Source organism: Empedobacter sp. UBA6305 (genome assembly GCF_002440405.1).
GTDB lineage: Bacteria > Bacteroidota > Bacteroidia > Flavobacteriales > Weeksellaceae > Empedobacter > Empedobacter falsenii_B.
Genome location: NZ_DJTP01000022.1, coordinates 35,109 through 58,739, shown reverse-complemented (window position 1 = coordinate 58,739; position 23,631 = coordinate 35,109). Strand labels below are relative to the sequence as shown.

Here is a 23,631-nt window from a genome sequence, read left to right as displayed (position 1 = left end):
ATAGCAGTTTTAGGAGCTGGTTGTTTTTGGTGTGTGTAAAATCATACTATTTTTTTTAACTTATTGACATCAATAAATATACATAAATTTCATATTCAAACCCTTTGTATTCAAAGGGTTTCTTTATTTGTTAAAACTTGTCGTTGTGTGATGTAAATTGATAAAAAGTGTTGAGAATAACAATAGTTTGTGCAAATTTTTGAATATTTGCACAAAAGCATTTTTAAACCCCGAAATATGATTACAGCTATTATTATTGTTGATACAAGAAGAATTACAAACAAAGGATATCCAATTAAAATAAGAGTTTACAATCAGGAGGAAAAACAGAATAAATACATTCTTACTAAAAAGTATCAGCTTGAAAAAGATTTGGTGATTGATTCTGAAATTAGAAAATTACAATATGATATTGATGAAAGATTAATTTACTGCAGAAGGAATAATTTAGATTTTGATTCTTGTATGGATGTTTTAAAAAATGGTATTCCAGATAATGATATTGATTTAGAAATAAAAATTCTTGAGTCTAAATTAGCAGAGCTAAAAAAGAAAAGACCTTCAATTGGTTTTATACAATTTGCTGAAAAATTTTTAAATCAAAAATTGAAACGAAACGAGAAAATTGAAATATTTCAAACTGCAATAAACCACTTAAAAAAATTTATTCTACCTGATTTAGATATTCCTATTAATAATATTGATTATGATTTTGTGAATAATCTTGATCTATATTTAAGAGGAGTAGAGTCTGTGAGTTCAAAAAATAAAAAGCTTTCTAATGCGACAATAAACACTTACTTTGAAAAGTATAATCATATATATAACGAAGCGAAAAAGCACGAGCATTTGTTTGTGAAAGATAAAAATCCTTTTTCTTTAATAGATATTAAGTCAATTTCGGAAAGAACAAATAAAGATTATTCATTAGAAGAATTAAAGGCTTATTTTAATTCTGATTTAATATTTGTTAATTCTAAAAAATATCCTGTTAGACCAAGCGCGGAGCTTGCAAGAGAAATACATAAGTTTCAATTTTTAATTGGTGGACATGATTTAATAGATATTGCATCTTTAAAATGGTCAAGCATTGTTAATAATCGTTTAGTTTTTAAACGTGCAAAAAATGTAAGACACAAGTTTGGCGGAAAAACAATCGATAATATGTTACATCCTTTAGCTTTAGAAATTGTAGAGAAAATTGGAACAAAGGAAAATGAGAGAATATTTTCATTTTTGCGAGATCCAACAGAATCATACGAAAGATATAAAGCGCAAAGGCAATATTACGATAAGGTATATAAATCTATTGAAGACAATTTTTCTTTTAGTAGTAATAAATTAAGAAGTAAAACTATGCGTTACACTTTCAGAACTATAGCTGGGAATCTTATGATTAATACAATGATCATTGAAAATATAATGGGCCACTCAAACAACTCTATTTCGATGGGTTATCAAGGTGCTACTCCTTACGAAATTCAAGATGCGGAACATTTGAAAGTTATTGAAGCTGTTTTTGGAGAAATTAGATAATTCTTTATAAAGTTTGATCTAAAATATCATTATTTAATTTTTGGAGTTGTGTAAAATTAACAATAAAAAAAATGATTGAGAACGATAGAAAACATAAAGCAAACAAACTAAGGTTGAAATTCACATCTACTTCTTTTACAGATAAAAGTTTAAAGGTATTAATATTTGTATTTTGATCTCTAAAAAAATATTCTATAATATAAATTAAAGCAGAAACAGAGAAAAGGGTGATAAAAGATGTTTGTAATTTTTTAATATTCTCTCTGATTACTTTTAAAACAGTTTTATTTTTTATAGAACTAAGGTTAAACGTAACAATTAAACCCATTCCGATTGAAAACATAATACCCATTACAGTAAAAATAGCATTCATAAAGTAATCACTCACAATTATATTTATTTGCGAAAGCGATAATAGGGCTGAAATTATAAGCGCAATATATACCTTAGTTATTTTCATTTTCAATTATTGATTGAAGTATATTGTCGAATTCCAAAAATACAGAATTTTCATCTAAATTTCCATTTTCTCCAATAATATCTAAAACTGTTTCTTCTTTTAGTTTACTACCGTTAATTTTTTTTCCATCTTTTGTTATAATTTCAACATTATCACTATTTGTAATAACTTTGAAAATTGAACTTAATGATGCAATGTTTGATGATTCTTTATGAGGTGTTAAGCTTAGATTTATATCAAAATAGTGTTCTAGTTTTAGTCTATTAATGTCAATTGTGTCATCAAATAGTTTTATAAATTTCTTTTTTGCTGAATCAATAAGATTCTTGTCTATTCCATCGCTAAATTCATTCGATAATTCAGGATCAATAAATCTTATCTTCTTTACGTCATTCATTGATAAATCAAGGTTTTCTTGACAGATAATTCTATCATTGATAAAATATTTTGTTGTTGAACACTCTTTTAAAAGCCAGTTAATATAATTTTGAAACTTCATTAATGAGCTTCCTTTATCAATTGTTACAATAGCATATTTGTCGGTTATTAAAAAATAATAAATATCTTTTACTAATAAATTATTAGAAAATTCATGAACACTAATTTCAGATGTTGTTATTTTTTCTAGTTCAAATATCTGATCGTCAAATTTTAAAATTTTATTCTGAGATGTTAATCTCATAATTGAGCCTTTTATTACTCCTACTTCTGAATAGAAGTCATTTATTACATCAAATTCATTAGGGTCTTCACTTATTTGAAGGCATTTGTTTTTAAGAGATTTACCTCTTAATACAACATCTAGGTTAGAAATAAGATTGTCTAAATCTTGTCCAAAAAATAATTCTTTTTTAATGTTGCAAGCTCTAAAATTTACTTTCATGGGTGTTTATAGGGTTTCTTACTTAATTTACTATTTATGAAATTCAGTTTTTTTACTTTAAATCTTAAACAACGTTTTAGATTTTTGCCATTCATTGTCAATAATACGCTGTGAAGCTTCAATAATATCTTGTAAAAACGGTTCAATTATATTTTTATCTAAATTATTTATATCTTCAAATTCCAAATATTTATAAACTTCATTTATGGAATTTATGATAATTTTATGATCAGGATATTTAGGATTTAAAAGTAATAGAATTTTATTTCCAATAATTTCAGTTTTATTTGATTCATTTAAATATATACTGTAGTTATTTTCAATAATTTTATTAATATGATCCTCTCCTAAATTAAGTACTTTATTTTTAATATTATTTACTAGCAATACAGTTGTTTTTGAAGTGACTATATATTCACTTACAAGATCTCTTAAATTGTTTGTCCAATTTATTCTAGCATTAGATATAATATTTGATTTTACTTGATATAGCGCAGCAAACCAAGCAATAATTGCTATTAATATAGGTATTGAGCTTAATATAAGTGTTTTCATTAGTGTGTTAATTAATGGTCGCAATAGTATTAATTAAAAGTGTTTGTTTTTTTTACGGGAAGCCGTTATTGCAACTGATTCCTTTTATTCCTACCAATCAGCATTCAATTTATTGCTCGATCCTGATTCGATGTAAGATTTTAAATCTGAATTTAATCTATTTAAATTACTCATTAAATCAGGTAAATAAGAATTATTTTTATTTCTTAATTCTCCTTTTTTATTATAGTAAGCGCTACCATCTATTAAATCTACTTTTCTCCAGCCTGTTAAATTACTGCTTAAATATTGGTTAGGTTTTACATAAAAAGCCATCTGAATTACTTCGAAACGATACTTATTATCTTTAAATTCTAAATCAACTAAGTATTTTACATCTGTACAGTCAGTTAATCCTATTCTATTCACGCAAACACCATTTGGAGTAATTCCTTCAAATCTAATTTTATTATTTTCAATTGTAGATTGAATTACTGCATCTGCATTTTTAAAAGTTTCTTTAACCCATCCTAAAGCGTTTTGATAAATTTCTGATTGAGATTTATTAGGAGTTACAACAACTAAATATTTTGGAGTTAAGCCTTCTGGAGTGTAATTGAACTCAGTTTGAGCGAATGAAAAGATTGATAAAAGTAAAGTTGTTGTGAGTAAAAGTTTTTTCATTATAAAAATATAGTTTTAAAAAAAAGCCGAATGAACGGCTTTTTATATTATGTATTAATCTTCTTTTTTATTGGTAATAAGTGGAGCTAATTCTTTTTTCAATTCTTCAAATTCATCCTTTGACATCATGTCAATTTCCATTAACTCTTTAGCTTCTTTCAATTTCTCAATTGCTTCTTCTCTAGTCATTTTCATATTTTTTAAAAGAATTTCTCCAGATTCGATTGCTAATTCAGTATCCATTACACTAAGATATTTGTTTGCTCCAAAAGCTCTACCATTTATTTCTCCTAAAACCATAACAACATACAAAGGTTTCTTTTTACTTCCTCTGTGGTAAGTTTTTATTTCTTGAACAATAACCGTTGTATTTTTTAATGAATTATCAGCCATATATTGCGCATCACCATTCATAGTTGCCATTACGCTAGTAAAACCTGCAGGTCTACCCATTTTCACAAATTCATAAGTTTTCTTTGAAGTACTTCTTGATTGTGCAACTCCTACTCTTACACCGTTACCATAACCGCCAGCATATGTTCTTGTAGCTGTTTCTGCCGAAGTAGGTGTACCTAAAATTAAAGTATCACCAACAGAAACGCTATTATCACTAACAGTAATATATTTATTTACCTGAGTACCATTTTTAACAGTGTTGAAATAATTAATATCTTGTGTGTTTTTATAAGTTAACTCGCTAATATCGTCTTGAGCAAACGTAAAAGTTGAAGTTATTAAAGTTGCTAAAAATAAAAGTTTCTTCATAATGTATAAATTTTTCTAAATATATGTGTTTTATGTTGTATAAAATTACGGAATACCGTAATTAAGAGTAAATGTCTTCGATTTTGTTTTTAAGAAGCTTAATTTCGTTATGATGTTCTTGTGTAGGATTTTTAAATGAATGCTTTATTTCATCTATTAACTCATAAATCTTTTTCGTTTGATTATCTTTTGCTTTTTCTGATTTAAGAGATTTATATTTTATTTCATATTCATCGATTTTAAATTTTGCTAAATCTAAAATCAATTTATTGTACTCAATACATAGTTTATTAATAAAGTCTAAATCAAATTTAATATCATATCCTTGATCTCGATACATTTTAATATATGTATGGTTTTCATAAATAGTGTCAAATCTTCTTTTAATAACGTCTATATTTTTTGAACTATACAATATATTTAAACTTTCCTGGATAATCTTCTCGTGCCTATCTAATGCGGATTTAAGCTCTTTTTGTTCAGTTTTTAAATAGTTAATTCGATTAATTGCGTCTTGCTTTGAAGTTGGTTTGAAATTTTCATTTAAAACACTATAATCGTTTTGATTACTTTTAAATGAAACATTAGAAGGTATATTAGTTTGTCTTTTATCACCGAAAGTAATTTGAAGTATCGCACCAAGTAAACCGCAGCCGAATATTATTCCTAGTAATATTAATATAGTGTTCATTGGTGTATAAATTATAATTGATTCCTTTTAATATTTTGTGTAATTTGATTTAATAGTTTTAAAATCTATTAATTGTAGATTTTTATTAAAAAACAGTTGAGCTGTATCAACATCATAAATACCATTCGATTTAGTTACGGATATTTTTATTAACGCTTTGAAGCTTGTAGGCTTAATAGAGTCTGCTTTTTTAGTTAAATCTTGTAGTCTTATTCCTTCTTTAACTAAATTTTGCAAAGAGTCTAAGTAAGTTTTAGCTTTATCTGAAGCTTCTTTTGCTGATTTAATTTCTATTTCCGTTAATGTGCCGCCATAAAGTTCACTTCCAAGTTTCGCTAATTCAGTTTTCTTTTTAGCATTATCCATTTGAATATTTAACATCTCACTTAAATAATTCGCTAAAGGATTCAAACTTTGAAATGTTAAATCATATTCATCTTTCATTGTTAACGTGTCAACAGAAATGATAGATATGCTATCGATAGATTTTAAATCTTTTCCTATTGAATTATTAAGTTCATGATTAATATGTTCTTTAGATTTATTTAAAATAATTTCATCTCTTTTTTCAATTTCAGATTTACAAGAAAAAAAGCTTACTGAAATAAATGTTATTAGTAAAATTTTATTCATAGTCTTAATTTATTTTGCAATTTATTTATAATAGTTATTTTATTTTTACGTGTTCCCGTATTACATAGCTAATTTTTCAAATTGTCCCCAAGCAACTACCTGAAAGAATTTTTCAATAAAATCAATTGGAACTTCTAACTATAATATATTTATTGGTTAATCCATTTAAATTGAAAATTATTTCAGCTTCATTTTCTTTATAGTTTAAAACTTCAATATAGCCGTCTACATTTTTTTCTTTACTCAAGTAGTAAATAGAATCTTTTATAATGTATTTTCCGAAAAAACTTACATGGCTATTTTTTTTATAATCAGATAAACTAATGTAATTGTCTCCTAAAAAAGATAGAGACGATTTGTCGCTATTGAATAAATTATAGTATTGATAAGCTTCTTTATTTGAATTATATTTTTGCTTAATCACCCATTCACCAAATAATTTATCTTCTTTATTAACTTCATTAGCTTTATTTACATTACTATTTTCTTTGTTAATATCAACAGATGGAGTCATGTTAATTTGATTATTATATGATGATTTATTATTTATAAAATCAGTGTTTTCAAAATAATATTTTCCATTTACTTCATCTATTTTACCAGCAACTATTTTAAAAGTGATTTTATCTCTAACCATTGCACCATAGCTATTAGTAGCGCCATAGTCAATAGTGAATTCTGAAACTATCCCATTTTCACCATCAGGTAAATTGTAAGATTCATTATATATCTTTAATGATGCAGGATCTTTTAAATTTTTATTTAAATATTCTTTATACGCAATTCTTCCATCGTTTACAACCTTAGGATCACAGCTAATGAACATAAATAAGAGAAATAAAATAGATAAAAGTTTATTCATTGATTTAATTTTTTACTTAAATATCCTCTTTTCCGAATGTTTGAATTTTTAAAGTAGTTGAAATTTCGGATAGAATTGATAGTAATAACTTACTTAAATAACCTATAAGGCAAAGCGTAACACCTGTGCAAAATAATACTGAATCAAACCCTATTTCATTCGTGAAAGAATATGTTACCATTAAAATACCAATAGATAATAATAAGGCTAATATTGTAGTAGAAGCTTTTGTAGTTTGTTTTTCTATTTTTAAGATTTCATTTTGTTGTTGCTCAGTTAATTTCTTCATAGAATTATAATTTTAATTTAATTTCATCAAACGTAATGTAATTATTTTATTGAAAATTACGGTTTTCCGTAGTTATAATTGATTTCTTTTAATTTTTCCTTTAACGATAAACATATGAAGTATATCTTCTTTATTAATTACAATATCACCTTTAAAGTTTGGATTTGAAGCGCGTAAAATAATTTTTGATTCATCTTCATGGTAATGTACTTGCTTAATAGTTTTTAAATCGTTAGCATTTCCATTTGTCGCAACAAAATAAGTTTCTCCCCATTGAATAACATCTTTGTTTAAAATCTCTTTAACCGCAACTATTTCTCCAGAGCAATAACTCGGATACATACTATCCCCGACAACAGGAAGGTAAGCTGTACAATCATTAAAATGCTCGTAATTAATATAAAATGTAGGAGTTTCTTTATAATCCGAATACATTGGTAACGCACCTCCAGATACTTCAATATTTTCATAATAAGGAACACCATCAGTTGACGAAGTTATTATTTTGTAATTATCTGAATCAGATTTAATCATTTGCCCATTACCTGTTAAAAGCCATTCAGCCGAAATTTCGCTAAATCTATTTAGAATACTGTTTAATGTTTCGTCTTTTAAATTAGACTCTCGTTTAATAGCTGTTTGGATAGAATTATTCGATAATCCAACTTCTTTTTCGAAATTGCTGATATTAAATTTGTAGTAATCAATTACTTCTTTTACTCTATTTATAGGTTTTCTATACATATGTTAAAAATTTTAACATAACAATATTCTAAAATATATAGAATATTGTTTGATAATTAGAATAGTGTTTATATATTTGTAAAACAAAATACCACTGTGCACAAAGTTACACAAGGTATAATTAGTAAAAGTAGTAAAAATATACCAATTATATAAGATAGTTCAGATATGGAAGCCAGTTTAAAACTTAAAAAATACAAAAGTTTCTCAAATGGAGTAGGTCAATTAAAAAGAGATTCTTTCCAATCTTTTAAAAAAGAGGTAATGATGTTTTTAGCTATGAAAAGTGATAGCACTTATTACTCTAAGATGAGAGGAGAAAGACCTATGAGTCCATCAGATATGGCAACTATCGAAAGAATCTTCAAAAAACATGGTGTGACACAAAATATTTGGTCCGATCCTATCAAAAAGGAAAAGCCTAAGATTAATCAATCATAATATACCCTAAATACCCGAAAAATGGAACAATTAACAGAAAGAGAAAAACTAATCACTCAAATGATTGCGAGTGGTAATTCAGTAAAAGAAATTGCTGATAAGGTTTGCAGAAGTGAACATACAATTACTAAGCAAATCCAAGTGATTTACGATAAGACAGGAATCGCAAGACGATTAAATGCTCTAGCAGCTTACTATTACCAACTACTTATTTCAAAAGAGTTTGAGAAGGTGAGTTTAAATCCAAATCAGCAAACATTTCTAGCATAAGCAGAAGATCTTAGTCTACGGACTTTAAAATATAAACGAAGCGTTCTTTTCAAAATCGAGATTAATAAAAAAAGATAAAAGAGTTACATCTTTTTATCCTTCTATTGGCGGGATTGTCAGTAAGTTCTTACAGCGCATTGAAAAGTGTTCTATAAGCGCGTACAATAAGACGCGTATCCTTCTCTTAGCGGGGTCGAGAATAAAAGAAAGTACAATATAATCTTAAAATGAAATCGAGAAAATGAAACTTCAAATAACACAATTTTTTGAGTTGTTCTTTGACATCATTGGGATAAATATAATAGTCATTGCTAACTATATCAAGTTAGGTGAGTCTGCGAGCTGTAATTGTATGAATTACTAAAGAAACAGCTAAGAGCGAGGGGGTAACCTTTGAAGCATCCGAATTATTATGATTTATCAAACCGCGATAAGGCGCGGTATTTAATACCTGTTAAACATCTTACTCTTATTTGGAAGTTAAACAAGTTCGAAACTTGGTAAGATGGCTAAAACAAATCAAATAGCTTATGAGAAAAGAGCCATTTTACGAACGTTGGATAGATTTAATAACAAAAACCGTTGTTATATCGTCTATGACTATATTAACTTTAGTCATGATAATGTTGTTAATCAATGTTTTTTACAACTTTTATAAATTTCTATTCACAAATTTTAATCTAACTATCTGGTAAGTTGCTTTAAGTTTTTTATAATCCTTTAGCATAACAAACTATTCATTAGTTAGATAATAAATAACCTTATAACTATGAAAAAATTAATTAGAAGAATTAATAGATTTTTATTTCTTGATGATGAAAGGATTAAAAATCAACTCAATTTATACAAACTACTAGAAAACGAAGATGCACTTTCTGAGTCAGAAAATAAAGCGATGCTCTGGTATTTTAAAAAAGTATTAAAAAAAGAGCTTAATAAATATGTGCCAATCAATGAAATGATTGACGCTTTAGAAAACAAAAAAACCTCCGAAGAGGTTTAATTACTAAGAAAATACACTATCTAGAATTTCATCCGGACCGAGAGATGAAGAAGTGTTTTCTTTCTTCTTTTCAATTAAATGAATTGATACAATAATTTGCGTAGAGAATTTAGGATGATATAACAATACCCATTTATGATCTACTTGAATAAAACTTCTTTCATTTTTATCATCTAAGAAAGCACTGATAATAAAGTTTGTTTTATTGTATCTGACTTTGTCATTAATCTTAAAAACATTCATAACGTATATATTTTATTGTTGGAACTACAAATATATACAAATTCCTGATTGGCAAGCATCAACGTTCGAGCCGTTGACAGGAACTAATCCAAAAAACTAATCCAAATGAGTGAAGTAGAAAATTACCTTCAAAAGAAGAAGTATTTGGAGAGAAGTGACTTTCCAAAAGTTTTTAAAATGGACTTTAGAACATTTGAAAACTATTATGTTAAAGCTTCTAGTAATCAAGACAGAAGAATTAGCAAGGCTAAAATTGATATTATTAAAATTCCTAAAAACAAAAGAACAAAACAACTCTTTAAAACTTCTGATGTTGTTGACTTCTTATCTCTTCACGGAATTTATCCGCTTGATTTTTTAAACATAAAAAAAGCTCCAGTTGCACCTGAAGCTTAGTTTCAAAATTTATAATGTATGAAAAAGTTTCTCGAACATTATGTAGCAAAACTACGAAGATTTTTCCAACGAAAAAAAGTAGTTGAAAAAACAACTGAACCAGAAGAAACTAAAATTCTGGTAGGAATGGTAAAAGTCAACGCAAATAACAAAGTTATAGTGTTTGACTTTAGACTTCAAGAAGGTCGAAAATTATCATTGAGCGATCATTTAAAAAGGTATCACCAATGCACAGATTCTCTTTTAAAAGAGCAATATCTGATTGATATGTATAACGATGGCTTTTTAGATGAAGCGATTGATTTGTATGAAAATAAGAATGGTTTAATTGTAATTGATAAGACTTTATGAACGAGCAAAAATTAGTGCAAGATTTAAATACAATGATTTGTCTTGCAGCACTTATTGTAGTTGGTTTTTTCGTAATTAAAATAGTTTTTTAATGAAAAGAAAAATATACATCCCTCAACTTGCAGAAATTGAATTTGATTTTATGCAGATGAAGCCAGATTGTTTTAGAATTGTTGATGGTGAAATGAAATTAGCTTTTGAGTTAAAATGTACTGATCCAAATTACAAAGGTCATAATCTTACTTTAGGATTGAATTTCAATTACAACGAGAATGCAATTGACGAACGTTTCCCTAATTATCGTTATACCGAGTTAGAATCGCTTCATAGTATAGAATTGTATGATTATAACATCGAATATCAATTCAACGATTTTACAACAGCTAAAATACTTCAAATTGCAAAAGCTGTTATGCCACGGAAATATACTGAAATGCAAACTATCAAAATTTATTCACTATGAATGAAATGATTTATGTCTATGACAGAAATAATAAGCTTGTTTTTGAAACAGAAAATAAAGCTGAATTAAAGAGAAGATTTGGAATTACATATAAATCTTTAATGATTCGATTGAAAAATAAAACACCTTTCAAAGATTATTATTTTGCAATTGTTGCTGATTTCAAAATTCCTATTCAACCACTTATAAAACCTAAAATTAAAGCTTCACCAGGTCGACCAAACACAAAACCGAACTTAAAGAAGCAGGAAGAAAAAGAAAAATTCAAAGAAAGTACTTTCTTAAATTATTCTGAAAATAAAGAGCAGTTAACTATCGCTCAAAAAGTCTTAGAAAAAGCAAAACTTCAAAACAAACCTGTACGCAGATTAAGCGTTAAAGACGCTGTTAGGAATTCTTTAAAACGCGAATTAAAACTTTCACACATCTAACAAATACCCAAACATTTACATGAAAAATATTGTATTAAAATCGCTGGAGTTGAAGAACTTCAAAAGCTTTCGTCATGCCAAATTTGACGATTTTAACGAAAAAGAGAACTTCATTTATGGTAAAAATGGAGCTGGAAAATCAACTTTATTTGATGCTTTTTTGTGGTTGCTTTTTGGAAAAGATGCTAACGATCGTAAGGATTACGAGGTTAAACCACTTGATGAAAATAATCAAGTTCAAAAGCAGATTGATGTAGAGGTTCACGCTACTTTATTAATCAATAATGAAGAAGTTACTTTATCACGAATCTACAAAGAGAAGTGGCAAAAAGTAAAAGGAGCAGAGGAGAAAACTTTCAAAGGTCACGAAACTGAATTAATCTTTAATCAAGTGCCTGTTTCCTTAAAAGAATTTAATGCAAAAGTCGCTGAGATTTCTGAGGAAAGTTTATTCAAGTTAATCACAAATCCAAGCGCTTTTGAAGCGTTAGATTGGAAGAAGAAACGCGAAGTTTTAGTTTCAATTGCTGGTGAAGTTTCGGACGAGGAATTATTTAATTCTGATGCAGATTTTAAAGAGTTATCGTTTAAGTTAACTAACAAAACGTTAGATGAGTATGACACTCAACTTAAAGCATCAATTAAAAAGTCGAAACAAGAAAAAGAAGATACTCCTGCTCGAATTGATGAACTTAAAAACTCTAAAATTGAAGATGTTGATTTTGCAAAAATTGATTCGGATATCCAGGAGAAAGAAACTAAGATTTCTGATATAGATTCTGAACTTGAAAATGCTTCTAAATCCGTTCAAAATATTGTTGATGCAAATACAAAGGTCCAGCAAGAGATTCAAAAACTTAATTCTCAAAAATCAGAGATTGAGATTCGTTTGAGAAATCAAGCTAAACAAGAGTGTTTTGTTGATACATCGAGTGTTGATGCTTTGAAATCGAGGTTAAGATTAAAGGAGAGTGAACGTGATGATTACGCTGATAATAGAATTAAATTAAAATCATCAATTGTTGATTATCAAAAGCAGATTGAAATTTTACAAGTTAGAAAACAAGGCTTAATTGCTTGGTATAATAAAGAAAATACGAAACAATTAGTTTTCAATGATAATGATTTTAATTGTCCTTGTTGTTCACGACCTTTTGAAGAAAAAGATATTGAAACTAAAAAACAAGAATTAGTATCTAAATTCAATACTGATAAAACTTCTTTATTAAATTCAATAATTAATGATGGTAATCAAGTTAAAACCCAGATTGAAGTTCTTAATAATACTCTTAATGCTTATCAATTAAAACTTGATGAACAAAAAGTATTTATTGATCAATTGACGGATGAAGTCATTTCAATCGAAAATCAAATCCAAACCGAAACTTCAAACCTTCAAACTCCTAAAAACGAAGAAGAAGTTTACCAATCATTAATCAATGATGATGCGCAATTGTCAAAACTGAAAATTGAAATTGCAACTCTTCAATCAAAAATCAAGGAAGTTAAGCAGGCTAATAATTCCGAGTTGAAAGAGCAAAAACAAACTTTACAATCGGAAATTAAAAAGTTAATTGAACTTAAAGGAAAGAGTTCTGTAAATGAATCTATTGATAATCGTATCAAAGAATTAGCTAATCGAGAAAAAGAACTTTCTCAGATTATTGCAAGTCTTGAAAAAGAACAATTTGTTGTTGAAAGATTTAAGAAAGTAAAAACTGAAAGTCTTGAAAAATCAGTAAACGAAAAATTTGAATACGTTACTTTCAAATTATTCGAAGAGCAAGTAAACGGAGGTTTAAATCCAACTTGTATTACGTTGGTTAATGGAGTTCCTTTTGGTTCCGCAAATACTGCAGGAAGAATCAATGCAGGATTAGATATTATCAATACACTTTGTAAAGCAAATGAAATCACAGCGCCTGTGTTTTTGGACAATCGCGAATCTGTAACCAAATTAATTCCTACTGAAAGTCAAATCATCAGTTTGATCGTTGATCCTAATCAGGAAACTTTAAAGTTTAATTAATCGCAAAAACCCTAAATACAATGGATATCAATAAAGATTCTGATTCGATAACTATGAGCTTTGAATCGTTTGAAGAACTAAAGACTACTTTAATAGCTGAAATTATTTCTCATTTAGAAAGCATTAAACCTAATAATGATTTAGGATTATTGACACGTGATGATATATTGAACATTTTTAAAATCAATAAATCAACTTTAATTAGATGGCAAAGAGAAAAAACACTTCCTTTTATTAAGATTGGAGGGCGTGTATATTTTAAACGCGCTGAAATAGAAACAATGTTAAATACTGAAATTAATTAGTCTTAAAAACAGAATTATGAAAATCGAATTGGAGGATTTAGGATTTATTAAAACATCAAATAAAGTTTACGAGAAAAAAATAAATCAAGAATCAACCATTACTGTAATGTTAGATAATTTAATTCTGGTAGAATCAAAGAGATTTAAATGTTATTCATATGAATTAACTATTGAAAAAGTTAATCAATTAATTAAAATTTTTAACCCGTAAAAAAAAACAAAATAAAATGTCAGAAAATACACAGGTAGCGCAAGTCAATCAACCAACACCAGCAGAAAAATTCGCTTTAGCGGTTGAAAAACAATATTCAAGTAATAATGGAGCGATTGAAATGTCATCGTTCCAAAAGAAATTAGCTCAAAACTATTTTATTGCTATTGATCAAGCCATTAAGGATTCTGAAAATAAAAGAAAGCAATATGAACCTTTACAGTACTCATGGCAAAATATGAATTTAGATGCTAAATTTTATTTTAATGTCATGGCTTATTCAGCAATAGGTTTAGATCCTTGTCAAAAAAACCATTTATCAATTATTTTGTACAAAAACAATAAACTTGGTAAATATGACATTAGTTTCACAATCGGTTATGTAGGATTAGAACTAAAAGCAAAAAAATATGGCTTTGATATTCCTAAAGAAGTAATTACAGAAGTCGTCTACACAAATGATATTTTCAAGCAGTACAAAAGAAATCGTGAAAATAAAGTCGAATCTTATGACTTTGAAGTTGTAGATGATTTTGACCGTGGAGAAATCAAAGGAGGTTTTTATTATCTAATCTATGAAGATGAAACAAAAAATCGTATTCGTGTATTCAACATGTACGATATCGAAAAACGTATTCCAAAATATGCAGCTGCAGAATTTTGGGGAGGTGAAAAAGATATTTGGAAAGATGGTCAAAAAACTGGTGAAAAAGAAGAAGTTGAAGGCTGGAGAGATGAAATGGTTCTCAAAACACTTAAACGCGCGGCTTATGATTCAATTCCTATTGATTCTGCTAAGATTGATGAAAACTTGATGCAGGTTATTCAAGCTGAAAAATCAAATGATGTTGAAGGTGATATCAAGTATGAAATTGAACAAAATGCGAATAGTCAACAAATCGATTTTGAAGATGCGAAATTGATTGAAGAAGCTTCTTCTCAGAAAATAGAAATTAATGCAAATTCAGTTGAGCCTATCCCTGTTGAACAAGCTTTTGAAAGTAATACAACCGAAATGCAATTTCCAACCGAACCACCTTTTGCGTAAATGCAACTCAAAATACTTAGCACAGGATCAGTAGGTAATTGCTACATCCTAGAAAATGAAAAAGAAGCCCTAATCATAGAATTGGGGCTTAATTTTTCCAAGATTAAAGAAGCTTTGAACTTTGATTTAAGTAAAATTTCAGGAGCTATAATTTCACATTGTCATTTAGATCACGCCAAAGGATTGAAACAAGCATTAGATAACGGAATTGAATGTTATAGTAGTCAAGGTACTTTCCAAAATTTAAACATTAACCACCACAACGCTAAAATCATCAAATCAAAACAAGCTTTTACAATAGGAAATTTTAAGATTCTTCCTTTCAATGTTCATCACGATGTCAATGAGCCTTTAGGTTTTTTAATCGACCACGAAGAAACAGGAAGGTGTCTTTTTGTAACCGACACCACTTACATCGATTATACTTTTCCTAATCTCAATAATATCATCATTGAAGCAAATTATTGTGAAGATATAATCAAAGAAAAACTTGGTAGCTCCTGGCAAAGTGAATTTTTGAAAAATAGAATTCTTAAATCTCACATGAGCCTAAATACTTGTAAAGAAACATTATTAGCTAATGACCTTTCGCAAGTACAGAAAATAGTACTTATTCACTTATCAGATAGTAATTCTGATGAGCGAAAATTTAAAAAAGTAATCGAAGAAGCAACTGGTAAAATCGTCTACGTTGCTAACAACAATCAAATTTTAGAGTTTAATAAAAATCCTTTTTAGAGATGCAAAATTTAATCGCTTCACTCGATGAGATTGAATTAGAATTACAATCAATTCAAGAATTCACAGAAATAACTCCAAGCGAAGATGTAAATGAAATAGTTCAGAGAGGAAATGATTTGATTGCTTATCTCGCACGAACTACAAAGCTTTTAGCTGATTCAAAATATCACAAAGACAGTAAGCTTAACTCGACTTTTATAGATGAGATTCGAAAGATTTCGCAATTATCTGCATCAGTAGCAAATAAGTATGTTGATAGTCTTTGCAAAGATGAAAATTACCTAATCAATTGGTCTGAAAGATTAAATCGAACAGTTACACATCAAATTGATTGGTGTAGAACTATTGTAAGTAAAAACAAAGCAGAAATGCAAAACCTAAATTTTAGATGATAAAATCATGAAAGAATTAAAAAACGCATATATAGAACATTTAGTCCTACAAAAAGTAGGACACAAAGTAAGAGAAGAAGTGAATATTTTTGCTTCAAAAACTACTGAATTTGACGAATCAAAAGAAGAACAATTAATCCCTTTTCTTTTTAATCCATTCAAGAAAAATCTTGAATTAAAACAATTCAGTCATTACACTGATAAGCTTGAATTCAATAAAGTTTACAACTTATGTAAATCTGCATTCGATGAAGAAATTGATTTTGTTGACTTTTCAAATGAAGTTCTAAAAACGCTTTACGATCAATCATTGCATCCACAAATTAAAAGTGGTGAAGTTTTTACTGTACAATTGAATAATGCTCAATTTGATAGAATTCCTTGTAAAGCAATCGGAATATATAAACTCGAAAACAAATCAAAATTTTTAAGATTTGATGAACGAGAAACTATTGACTACAACGTTCTGAAAGGCTATAAGCTTGATAAATTAGATAAAGGAGTATTAATTCTGGATGTTTATCGTGATGAGGGGTTTAGAGTTTATACAATCGATGATAACAACGTTGAATCTGAATTCTGGACAAAGAATTTCCTAGAAGTGAAACCTGTTACAAATCCAGCTTTGCAAACAAAAAAGTTTCTTGAAACAATCAACGACTTTGCAATTGATGTTGTTTTAGATAAAACTAACAAAAAGGACCAAGCTGAATTTCTTTCAAATTCAATTGATTTATTGTCGAACCACGAATTTGTAAACATTGAAATCGTTGACGAAACTTTAGGAGAGTACAAAAATGATTTCAATCAATATCTGCATCAAAGAGATATAAAGCTTGATAAAGAATTCGAAGTTGATCCTGGAGTATTAATCACTCAAGCAAAGAAAATCAAATCAGAGATCAAATTGGATACAGGAGCAAAAATCAATATTGATTTACTTAATTCTGATTGTGCTACCGATAATCTTGAAAGAGGTTTCGATGATGATAAGAAGATGTTTTATTACAAGGTTTATTTTAATTCGGAAGCGTGATGAAAAAAAAGATTATTCCAGCTAAAGAATTTGTTAAAGAAGCAAAAAATATTATTGCTAAATGTAAAGCAATTAAACAAGCGTATGGTGAATATTGGAATCAATTGCGAGATTCAGCAAAGTTTTCAGCTATAAACAATAATGGTTGGTTGCATTATAATGAAATAACTAACAATAATGGAACTCTATTAGATTGCATACAAATGGATATTTTACATGATATAGATTGTTATAGACCTAAATCACTTCATGGAATCGAAAACAATAATGGTTGGATTTGTATAGAAAGTGAAGAGGATTTGCCGAAAGAAGTTATTGAATGTAGGACTTGTTTTTATAATGGAAAAAATTATATAGAAGGAGTTATAAAAAAAAGAAGTCCACAAGAGTTAAGTAGATTAAAATATATTAACGAAATCACCCACTACCAACCAATCGAAAAAACAAAGCCACCAATTTACTAATCTATGACTAAATACGAAAAAGAAGATAAGAAGCTGTTTTGGCTTCTTTTTTCTTCAACAATTATCGCAGTGCTTATTGTAGCACTTTATTTTAAACTAATCAAATACATACTACTATGATAGCAGATATCGAACAATTAAAACAACAAGTACAAGCTAAAGGATATAAAATTGTAAACTATCACGAAAGTCCTATGCAGTTTAACATCATCGTCCAAACTAAAACAGGCGATCATTGTTTTGGTGAAATCTTTACAGGCTGTAACGTCAACGAACGCATCATAATCAAAAACAGGGCTTGCGAGAAATTAAAGGAGCTGATTAAACAAAATTAGTGTTATGGCTAGACCAAAAAAAGTAGGACTAGATTACTTTCCTCTTGATATTGATTTTTTTGAAGATATAAAAATTAGAAAGCTTATTAAATATCTAGGCTCAAAGTCAATATCTATTTACACTTACATGCTATGTAAAATATATAAAGAAGGATATTTTATCAAATGGGACAGTGAACTACCTTTTATTGTTTCGGAAGCTACAGGTTCTAAAGAAGAGTATGTAAATGAAGTTTTAAAATTTTGTTTAAAGAATCATCTTTTTTCAGAAGAACTTTACAATAAACATAATATTTTATCATCAAAAGGAATACAAGAAAGATATAAATTAATATGCTTAACAGCGAAAAGAAAATTCAATATTTCAAAATATAATCTAGTTAATTCGGAATTTAGTACACAAAGTAAAGTAAATAAAAGTAAAGTAATAACTTCTTCTAACGAAGAAGTAAAAAAAAACACACAAAAAAAAGATTTGGGGTGTGTGTCTGAAAATTTAAACGAGGAAGAAAATTCAAATTCTAAAACTTCTAAAAACCTCGAAGAAGAAAAAGAAAAAAATTGCGAAAAAAAAGAAAAAGAATTACCAAAAGGTTTCACGACTGAATTAAGAGATTCTCAATTCTTCAAAAATGTTTGTGAGTTCTTTTCTCAAAAATCAGAATTGTTGCAAATGAAAGTAATCGGAAGAATGATTTCGATAGCACGTGAAAAAGATTTTGAGGAATTCAGAAAGCAAACTAAAGCTTACATGGATTACAAAAATCAAACAGGTGAAAAAGTTCATAGGTTTCAAAATTTTTCTTTCGAATGGGATCAAGACGATTGGATTGATAAGCTTAAAAAAATAAATCAAACTAAAACTCAAAATGGAAATGCAAAGTCAGAATCAGATGATATCATTGTCGGAAGAGTCAATGTTACCAAAACAGAAAGCTACCTTGAAAGTCGTAGAAGACAACGCGAAATGGAGTCCGCTAGAACTTTTGAAACAGACATATGAATTTCCAATCATCAAAGAATGTAGGAAAATCGATGTTATAAATGCAATTGAAAGTTTTGTTTGTGCTGATGCTACGTTGAGAGGTGTCAAAGATGAAAATATGCCACAAGGAGAGTTGTTAGATGATATTTCCGAAATGATTTACATGAGATTTTGGATGATTTCTGTTCAAGAAATTCAAATTGCTTTGAAAATGAATAGGTACGGAATGTTTGAACAGAAATCTGAACATTATCAACTTGTAAATTCGGAGCTTATCGCTGAAATTCTAGGTAAATACTGCAAGTGGAAGCAAAAAAAAGCAATAGAGCATAACCTTTCACGAAAACCAGCTTCTCACCAAATTGAAAACAAAATTGACGAAGAAAAAATCGAGCAAGAATATCGGGAAACGATTTTAAACGAAATAAGAGAAGGAAAATCTCACAGACATATAAACGCTCATCTTTTGATTAAAAGTGTCCCAAATCAATTTAAACCTAACAAAATTCAGTATTATTCACTCCTTGAAAAAGAAGAAATGAAATTGAAAAATGAAAAAGAGTTAAAATTAGCAGAAGAAAAAGATCCGTTAAGTGCAAAAAAAATCATCCGAGAATTTAACGAAACACTTAAAGTAAAGGCTCATCAAAGAGTGTGTAATGTAATAGTTTGTAATTGGTTAAATAAAACAATTATACAAAATGGAACTTAACCAAATTGATGATCTCACCGAAAAAACAAATGAGGAATTGATTAACTTAGTAATCGACCTCATAAAAACTCTCTACAACAAAAGACCAAAACAAGGATTTAGACTTGAATCTGGAACAATCGTTAAAGATTCAGAAAACTACTTCAAATCGTTTAAATCCTACCTAACAAAATCAAATAATATTCGAAGCATTACCACAGGTGAACTCAAAGAAGATTGGGTGAAGTGGTATTGTATTTTGTTGAACCTAAAAAAGCAGATAAGATGAATTTTTACATAGGAGAATTTTATCAATATACGAATTCAAAACAGAGATTCAAGCTTAAAGAAAAGAGATTTTCAGTACTCGTTTTTGAATGTGGTCATTGGTGTACAGATAATGTTTTTCTTGATTTAATCAGAGTAAAAACTAATCAATTAGTTAGTGAAGATTTGCAATTAAAACTAAACTTTTAAAAAATGAATTATCCAGGAGAATTTAAAGAGCGTGCTCAAATAGAAATGTCGAAAAGGTTAGGTTTTAACAGCCGAACTGAATGTGTTAATTCCTTAGGAGTAAAGGAATTTGCAAGAAAGCGAGATGAATTTTACAAAACGTTTTTTAAGGAAGAAAACGAGCTGATAAAAGTTGAAGTATCTAATCAACAAAAAGTAATGAAAAACAAAGATCTTCCTGAAAAATTGGAGTTGATTTTTGAATATATAAAACAGAATCCTGAAACTCGAATTTACAAAGTTGAAGAAAAGTTTTTATTCTGTAAATTCTACTTAAACATAGTAGTTAAACTTGGTTATGTAGCTAATATTGGATCAAAACATAAGCCTATTTTCATAGTAAAACAGCAAGGGAAATCCTGTGCAGAAATAATAGCAGAAGTTCGAAATTATTCAAAATTAAAACAAAGAAGAGTAAGGGAGAATGAAGCAAGGAGAATTTTAAATGGAGAGTAAAAAAAAATCGAAAAATATAATGAGTAAATTAGTCGTAAAGCCGTTTCAAAAACAAGAAGTTTTAAATGCAAAATTAACAACAATCGCAATCTTAAATCAAGTAATACTTGAAAAGTTTGACGAAATCGCAGATAAGAAAGAAGTCTGGAATCAAAGGTTTAAAAACATTGGAAAGCAAAATATTTCAATGATTGAAGAATTGCAAGAGAAAGTGTATAATCAGCATTATGAAGCGAATCAAAATAGATTCATTTATGCAGAAGAATCAACACGAAGATTAGTCAATCTTTTGTCAACTCTTAACATTGATGAATATATCGATTTAATGGGATTTGTAGAGTTAATGAAACACGATAAAATTAATTCTACAAAGCATTGTGTTAACTTTTTAATAGAAAATACGGAACGAATTAATAATCAATTAAAAGAGGTAGTATGAAACTAATCAGCATGACAGATTTTGTTTTGGAGCAAACAGAATTGCTTTACGAAAAAAATCAAAGTAAGTTAATCCATAGAGTTGTTAACTACGCCCAATTCTTAAAACAACCTTCAAAACTTGGAATGTTTGTTCCTTGCGATGAAAATAATAATCCAATCAGTAAAAATATTGCTGATGATAATTATTTAGGAGTTCATTTATACCAACAAGCTAAAAATAGAGTGTTATTCGAAGGGTTTGAGATAAAAGTTTCAAATATTACAAATAATCTTCAAAATGATTTTTTAATTATTTCAGAAACCAATGAAGTAATAGGTCATGAAAATAAAGATCAATGGTTTTTTAATCCTTATAAAAAAATTGAGGACTTAATTGATTACGATTTAACACTAACCGAAACTGCTAAAAAACAAATAGGATTATGATTTTAACAGGAAAATGTAAAGAAAAGTTTTGGGAGTGGTACAAAAACAGAGAAGGTAAAACGTTAACACCAAAAGAATTAGAATTAATATCAGAAGAAGTGCTACAAAACGCCTTAATAATTGATTTTTTTGATAGTGTTGGGATTTATATCGAGATTCATTATTCAAGTTTTTTAGGTAACAGATTCCTTTGTATTGTAAATACAAATGAAAATCATAAAGTAACATCATTTCAAAATAATAGACACCAAGCGATTAAAAAAGCAATCAAAAAAGCAAACGATTTATATAATTCTAGATATGAAAATGTTTAACGTAAAGGCAACATATTGCACAGAAACACAGGAATTGGTAGAGTTAACGATTGGGAATAAAAATAATTTAAGTCATAAAAGAAAGGTAGAATTCAACAAATTGCAAAAAGAAATAAAATATAAATTCAGCGCAAAAACATCATAAAATTTACACCCTTGTACACTATACAACACACCCGTAAACAAAAACAGAAATTTCACCAAAAAAACATGTTTTTTATACGATTATTCTTTTTTAATACAGAGACTTACCTCATATTTGAATCAATATTCAACGAAAGGGGTTTTGTGGCTAACATCAATTGAACTTGATTTTTAAACCTCTTATGAAAATAGGAGGTTTTTTATATGATTTTAGTCGGAATAGATCCAGACGTTGAGAAAAATGGTTTTGCATTAATTCACAATAAAAATTACGAGTTAGCAAACCTTACGTTCTTTGATCTTTATGATAAGCTACAATCATTAAAAAATGATTTTGGAACTGAGAAAGTCAAAGTTTATGTCGAATGTGGATTTTTAAATAAATCTAACTGGCATAAACTTAGAAAAGGTTCAGCTTCTATAAATGCAAATATAGGAAATCGAACAGGACGAAATCATGAAGTAGCTTATAAGATTGTTGAGATGTGCGAATATCTAAACTTAACTCATTTTAAGGTAAAACCAACCACTAAAAAAAGAGATAACAAGGATTTTTCACTCATTACAGGAATCAAAAAAAGAACAAACCAAGAGCAACGAGACGCGATGCTTTTAATATTTGGAAGGTGAATTTTTTACATATATTTCTTTGTGTTTTGTTGGTTGGGAAAGTAGCTCAGTAGGTAGAGTGCTTAGATGATGAATCAAGAGGTCAAAGGTTCGAGCCCTTTCTTTTCCACTATTTCTGTTAAGGAAATGTTTCGGGTATTTAAAGACTGATGAAGTTTAGTAATCAGTCTTTTATTTAAAAATGAATTTTAAATTTTATTATAAACAAAGGCGCTAATAATTAGGCAGTAAGTAGCAAAGCGCTATTTACTGCCTTTTTTATTTTTATTCATGGATCAAAAAGTAAATAGATTTAACTCAAAGAATGTTCAAACATCTTTAATCCCGGACCTTTCAAAAAGGATTGAGATTTTAGAAAATGAACAATATCTATTTCTTCCAAATGATTGGATAAATGATGAAGAGCTTATTGTTTTAAAATTTAGAGCTGAACAAAAAAAATATAAAATCGAATATGCTGATTCTGCTCCAAAAACCTCAACTCAATTAATCTTTGAAGAAATTGAAAAAGCAATCAATATTGTTACAGGATTAAACCTTCAAGATTATGCTTTAAATGACAGGAGAACTCATTTATTTTATGCTAGAGCAATCTATGTTACTATTTGTTTTTCATATAAAATCGAAAAGAAACTTATTTCTAAAAAAATAAACAAAGCAATTAAAACGATTGAACTCATTGTCGAAAAGCACGACGATCTTTTTAAATTCACTCCAGAGTATCGCAGAAACTATAATGACGTGATGCAAATAATCACAAATAACCAAGTAATTGATAAAGTTTAACC

General features: G+C 28.1%; 37 protein-coding genes and 1 tRNA gene. 27 read left to right on the top strand and 11 right to left on the bottom strand.

What is annotated here, in order from left to right; genetic code table 11:
- The first annotated feature begins 237 nt into the window (after window positions 1-237).
- Window positions 238-1,536, top strand: a complete 1,299-nt coding sequence (locus B3M86_RS06045; protein WP_291076453.1) for a site-specific integrase — start codon at window positions 238-240, stop codon at window positions 1,534-1,536.
- Between the two features lie 4 nt (window positions 1,537-1,540).
- Here B3M86_RS06045 and B3M86_RS06040 read toward each other — a convergent pair whose 3' ends face one another.
- The 10 genes from B3M86_RS06040 to B3M86_RS05995 form a co-directional block, all read right to left on the bottom strand.
- Window positions 1,541-1,996, bottom strand: coding sequence for a hypothetical protein (locus tag B3M86_RS06040; protein WP_291076451.1), 456 nt, complete (start codon window positions 1,994-1,996; stop codon window positions 1,541-1,543).
- On the bottom strand, window positions 1,983-2,879 hold the full coding sequence (locus B3M86_RS06035) for a hypothetical protein (protein WP_291076449.1): 897 nt from the start codon (window positions 2,877-2,879) through the stop codon (window positions 1,983-1,985). Before B3M86_RS06035 ends, B3M86_RS06040 begins: the two co-directional genes overlap by 14 nt.
- A 57-nt stretch (window positions 2,880-2,936) precedes the next feature.
- Complete coding sequence (locus B3M86_RS06030) at window positions 2,937-3,434, bottom strand: hypothetical protein (RefSeq protein WP_291076447.1); 498 nt, start codon at window positions 3,432-3,434, stop codon at window positions 2,937-2,939.
- 90 nt (window positions 3,435-3,524) lie between these two features.
- Window positions 3,525-4,097, bottom strand: a complete 573-nt coding sequence (locus tag B3M86_RS06025; RefSeq protein WP_291076445.1) for a DUF4468 domain-containing protein — start codon at window positions 4,095-4,097, stop codon at window positions 3,525-3,527.
- Between the two features lie 54 nt (window positions 4,098-4,151).
- Window positions 4,152-4,862 carry a hypothetical protein gene (locus tag B3M86_RS06020; protein ID WP_291076443.1) on the bottom strand — a complete coding sequence of 237 codons (711 nt, stop codon included), beginning with the start codon at window positions 4,860-4,862 and terminating at the stop codon, window positions 4,152-4,154.
- 61 nt (window positions 4,863-4,923) lie between these two features.
- A complete protein-coding gene (locus B3M86_RS06015; protein ID WP_291076441.1) occupies window positions 4,924-5,553 on the bottom strand; it encodes a hypothetical protein in 630 nt (209 codons plus the stop codon).
- A 27-nt stretch (window positions 5,554-5,580) separates the two neighbouring features.
- A complete protein-coding gene (locus B3M86_RS06010; protein WP_291076439.1) occupies window positions 5,581-6,186 on the bottom strand; it encodes a hypothetical protein in 606 nt (201 codons plus the stop codon).
- Between the two features lie 121 nt (window positions 6,187-6,307).
- A complete protein-coding gene (locus tag B3M86_RS06005; protein WP_291076437.1) occupies window positions 6,308-7,048 on the bottom strand; it encodes a hypothetical protein in 741 nt (246 codons plus the stop codon).
- A gap of 16 nt (window positions 7,049-7,064) precedes the next feature.
- Window positions 7,065-7,337 (bottom strand): hypothetical protein, encoded by a 273-nt coding sequence (locus B3M86_RS06000; RefSeq protein WP_291076435.1) that lies wholly within the window; start codon window positions 7,335-7,337, stop codon window positions 7,065-7,067.
- Between the two features lie 72 nt (window positions 7,338-7,409).
- Window positions 7,410-8,081: a S24 family peptidase gene (locus tag B3M86_RS05995; RefSeq protein ID WP_291076433.1), complete on the bottom strand. Its 672-nt coding sequence runs from the start codon at window positions 8,079-8,081 to the stop codon at window positions 7,410-7,412.
- A 168-nt stretch (window positions 8,082-8,249) separates the two neighbouring features.
- On the opposite strand from B3M86_RS05995, the gene B3M86_RS05990 reads away from it, so the two are divergent.
- The 3 genes from B3M86_RS05990 to B3M86_RS05980 all read left to right on the top strand — a co-directional run bounded on the left by B3M86_RS05990 (window position 8,250) and on the right by B3M86_RS05980 (window position 9,795).
- A complete protein-coding gene (locus tag B3M86_RS05990) occupies window positions 8,250-8,522 on the top strand; it encodes a hypothetical protein (RefSeq protein ID WP_280036393.1) in 273 nt (90 codons plus the stop codon).
- 21 nt (window positions 8,523-8,543) lie between these two features.
- Window positions 8,544-8,792, top strand: a complete 249-nt coding sequence (locus B3M86_RS05985) for a response regulator transcription factor (RefSeq protein ID WP_291076430.1) — start codon at window positions 8,544-8,546, stop codon at window positions 8,790-8,792.
- A gap of 769 nt (window positions 8,793-9,561) precedes the next feature.
- Entirely contained in the window at window positions 9,562-9,795 is a 234-nt protein-coding gene (locus tag B3M86_RS05980; protein ID WP_291076428.1) for a hypothetical protein, read from the top strand.
- A gap of 3 nt (window positions 9,796-9,798) precedes the next feature.
- Here B3M86_RS05980 and B3M86_RS05975 read toward each other — a convergent pair whose 3' ends face one another.
- Complete coding sequence (locus B3M86_RS05975) at window positions 9,799-10,038, bottom strand: hypothetical protein (protein ID WP_291076426.1); 240 nt, start codon at window positions 10,036-10,038, stop codon at window positions 9,799-9,801.
- 105 nt (window positions 10,039-10,143) lie between these two features.
- On the opposite strand from B3M86_RS05975, the gene B3M86_RS05970 reads away from it, so the two are divergent.
- From B3M86_RS05970 to B3M86_RS05860, 23 genes are all read left to right on the top strand, one after another.
- A complete protein-coding gene (locus B3M86_RS05970; protein WP_291076424.1) occupies window positions 10,144-10,434 on the top strand; it encodes a hypothetical protein in 291 nt (96 codons plus the stop codon).
- 18 nt (window positions 10,435-10,452) lie between these two features.
- Window positions 10,453-10,785: a hypothetical protein gene (locus B3M86_RS05965; RefSeq protein ID WP_291076423.1), complete on the top strand. Its 333-nt coding sequence runs from the start codon at window positions 10,453-10,455 to the stop codon at window positions 10,783-10,785.
- A 91-nt stretch (window positions 10,786-10,876) separates the two neighbouring features.
- Entirely contained in the window at window positions 10,877-11,248 is a 372-nt protein-coding gene (locus tag B3M86_RS05960; protein ID WP_291076422.1) for a hypothetical protein, read from the top strand.
- On the top strand, window positions 11,245-11,679 hold the full coding sequence (locus B3M86_RS05955) for a hypothetical protein (protein WP_291076420.1): 435 nt from the start codon (window positions 11,245-11,247) through the stop codon (window positions 11,677-11,679). The genes B3M86_RS05960 and B3M86_RS05955 overlap by 4 nt, the downstream gene beginning before the upstream one ends.
- A gap of 19 nt (window positions 11,680-11,698) precedes the next feature.
- Window positions 11,699-13,708 carry an ATP-binding protein gene (locus B3M86_RS05950; protein ID WP_291076419.1) on the top strand — a complete coding sequence of 670 codons (2,010 nt, stop codon included), beginning with the start codon at window positions 11,699-11,701 and terminating at the stop codon, window positions 13,706-13,708.
- Window positions 13,709-13,728: 20 nt separating this feature from the next.
- Window positions 13,729-14,013, top strand: coding sequence for a helix-turn-helix domain-containing protein (locus B3M86_RS05945; protein WP_291076417.1), 285 nt, complete (start codon window positions 13,729-13,731; stop codon window positions 14,011-14,013).
- Between the two features lie 16 nt (window positions 14,014-14,029).
- The gene (locus B3M86_RS05940) at window positions 14,030-14,224 is read left to right on the top strand and encodes a hypothetical protein (RefSeq protein ID WP_291076415.1); all 195 of its coding nucleotides are present in this window, start codon (window positions 14,030-14,032) and stop codon (window positions 14,222-14,224) included.
- A gap of 16 nt (window positions 14,225-14,240) precedes the next feature.
- The gene (locus B3M86_RS05935) at window positions 14,241-15,272 is read left to right on the top strand and encodes a recombinase RecT (RefSeq protein WP_291076413.1); all 1,032 of its coding nucleotides are present in this window, start codon (window positions 14,241-14,243) and stop codon (window positions 15,270-15,272) included.
- Window positions 15,273-16,010, top strand: coding sequence for an MBL fold metallo-hydrolase (locus tag B3M86_RS05930; RefSeq protein ID WP_291076411.1), 738 nt, complete (start codon window positions 15,273-15,275; stop codon window positions 16,008-16,010). It begins immediately after the preceding gene.
- Window positions 16,011-16,012: 2 nt separating this feature from the next.
- Window positions 16,013-16,405, top strand: a complete 393-nt coding sequence (locus tag B3M86_RS05925; protein WP_291076409.1) for a hypothetical protein — start codon at window positions 16,013-16,015, stop codon at window positions 16,403-16,405.
- 7 nt (window positions 16,406-16,412) lie between these two features.
- The gene (locus B3M86_RS05920) at window positions 16,413-17,441 is read left to right on the top strand and encodes a nucleoid-associated protein (RefSeq protein WP_291076407.1); all 1,029 of its coding nucleotides are present in this window, start codon (window positions 16,413-16,415) and stop codon (window positions 17,439-17,441) included.
- Complete coding sequence (locus B3M86_RS05915) at window positions 17,441-17,905, top strand: hypothetical protein (protein WP_291076405.1); 465 nt, start codon at window positions 17,441-17,443, stop codon at window positions 17,903-17,905. Before B3M86_RS05920 ends, B3M86_RS05915 begins: the two co-directional genes overlap by 1 nt.
- A 116-nt stretch (window positions 17,906-18,021) precedes the next feature.
- Complete coding sequence (locus B3M86_RS05910; RefSeq protein WP_291076403.1) at window positions 18,022-18,240, top strand: hypothetical protein; 219 nt, start codon at window positions 18,022-18,024, stop codon at window positions 18,238-18,240.
- Window positions 18,241-18,244: 4 nt separating this feature from the next.
- Window positions 18,245-19,243, top strand: coding sequence for a DUF4373 domain-containing protein (locus tag B3M86_RS05905; RefSeq protein WP_291078990.1), 999 nt, complete (start codon window positions 18,245-18,247; stop codon window positions 19,241-19,243).
- Complete coding sequence (locus B3M86_RS05900) at window positions 19,227-19,937, top strand: hypothetical protein (RefSeq protein ID WP_291076399.1); 711 nt, start codon at window positions 19,227-19,229, stop codon at window positions 19,935-19,937. The genes B3M86_RS05905 and B3M86_RS05900 overlap by 17 nt, the downstream gene beginning before the upstream one ends.
- Window positions 19,927-20,205, top strand: a complete 279-nt coding sequence (locus B3M86_RS05895) for a hypothetical protein (protein WP_291076397.1) — start codon at window positions 19,927-19,929, stop codon at window positions 20,203-20,205. Before B3M86_RS05900 ends, B3M86_RS05895 begins: the two co-directional genes overlap by 11 nt.
- A gap of 191 nt (window positions 20,206-20,396) precedes the next feature.
- A complete protein-coding gene (locus B3M86_RS05890) occupies window positions 20,397-20,888 on the top strand; it encodes a hypothetical protein (RefSeq protein ID WP_291076395.1) in 492 nt (163 codons plus the stop codon).
- A 19-nt stretch (window positions 20,889-20,907) separates the two neighbouring features.
- Window positions 20,908-21,327: a hypothetical protein gene (locus tag B3M86_RS05885; protein ID WP_291076393.1), complete on the top strand. Its 420-nt coding sequence runs from the start codon at window positions 20,908-20,910 to the stop codon at window positions 21,325-21,327.
- Window positions 21,324-21,755, top strand: coding sequence for a hypothetical protein (locus tag B3M86_RS05880; RefSeq protein ID WP_291076391.1), 432 nt, complete (start codon window positions 21,324-21,326; stop codon window positions 21,753-21,755). The genes B3M86_RS05885 and B3M86_RS05880 overlap by 4 nt, the downstream gene beginning before the upstream one ends.
- The gene (locus B3M86_RS05875; protein ID WP_291076389.1) at window positions 21,752-22,069 is read left to right on the top strand and encodes a hypothetical protein; all 318 of its coding nucleotides are present in this window, start codon (window positions 21,752-21,754) and stop codon (window positions 22,067-22,069) included. The genes B3M86_RS05880 and B3M86_RS05875 overlap by 4 nt, the downstream gene beginning before the upstream one ends.
- 348 nt (window positions 22,070-22,417) lie before the next feature.
- Entirely contained in the window at window positions 22,418-22,843 is a 426-nt protein-coding gene (locus B3M86_RS05870; protein ID WP_291076387.1) for a hypothetical protein, read from the top strand.
- A gap of 35 nt (window positions 22,844-22,878) precedes the next feature.
- Window positions 22,879-22,952, top strand: a tRNA-His gene (locus B3M86_RS05865).
- 161 nt (window positions 22,953-23,113) lie between these two features.
- Window positions 23,114-23,629, top strand: a complete 516-nt coding sequence (locus B3M86_RS05860; protein WP_291076386.1) for a hypothetical protein — start codon at window positions 23,114-23,116, stop codon at window positions 23,627-23,629.
- Window positions 23,630-23,631 lie beyond the last annotated feature (2 nt).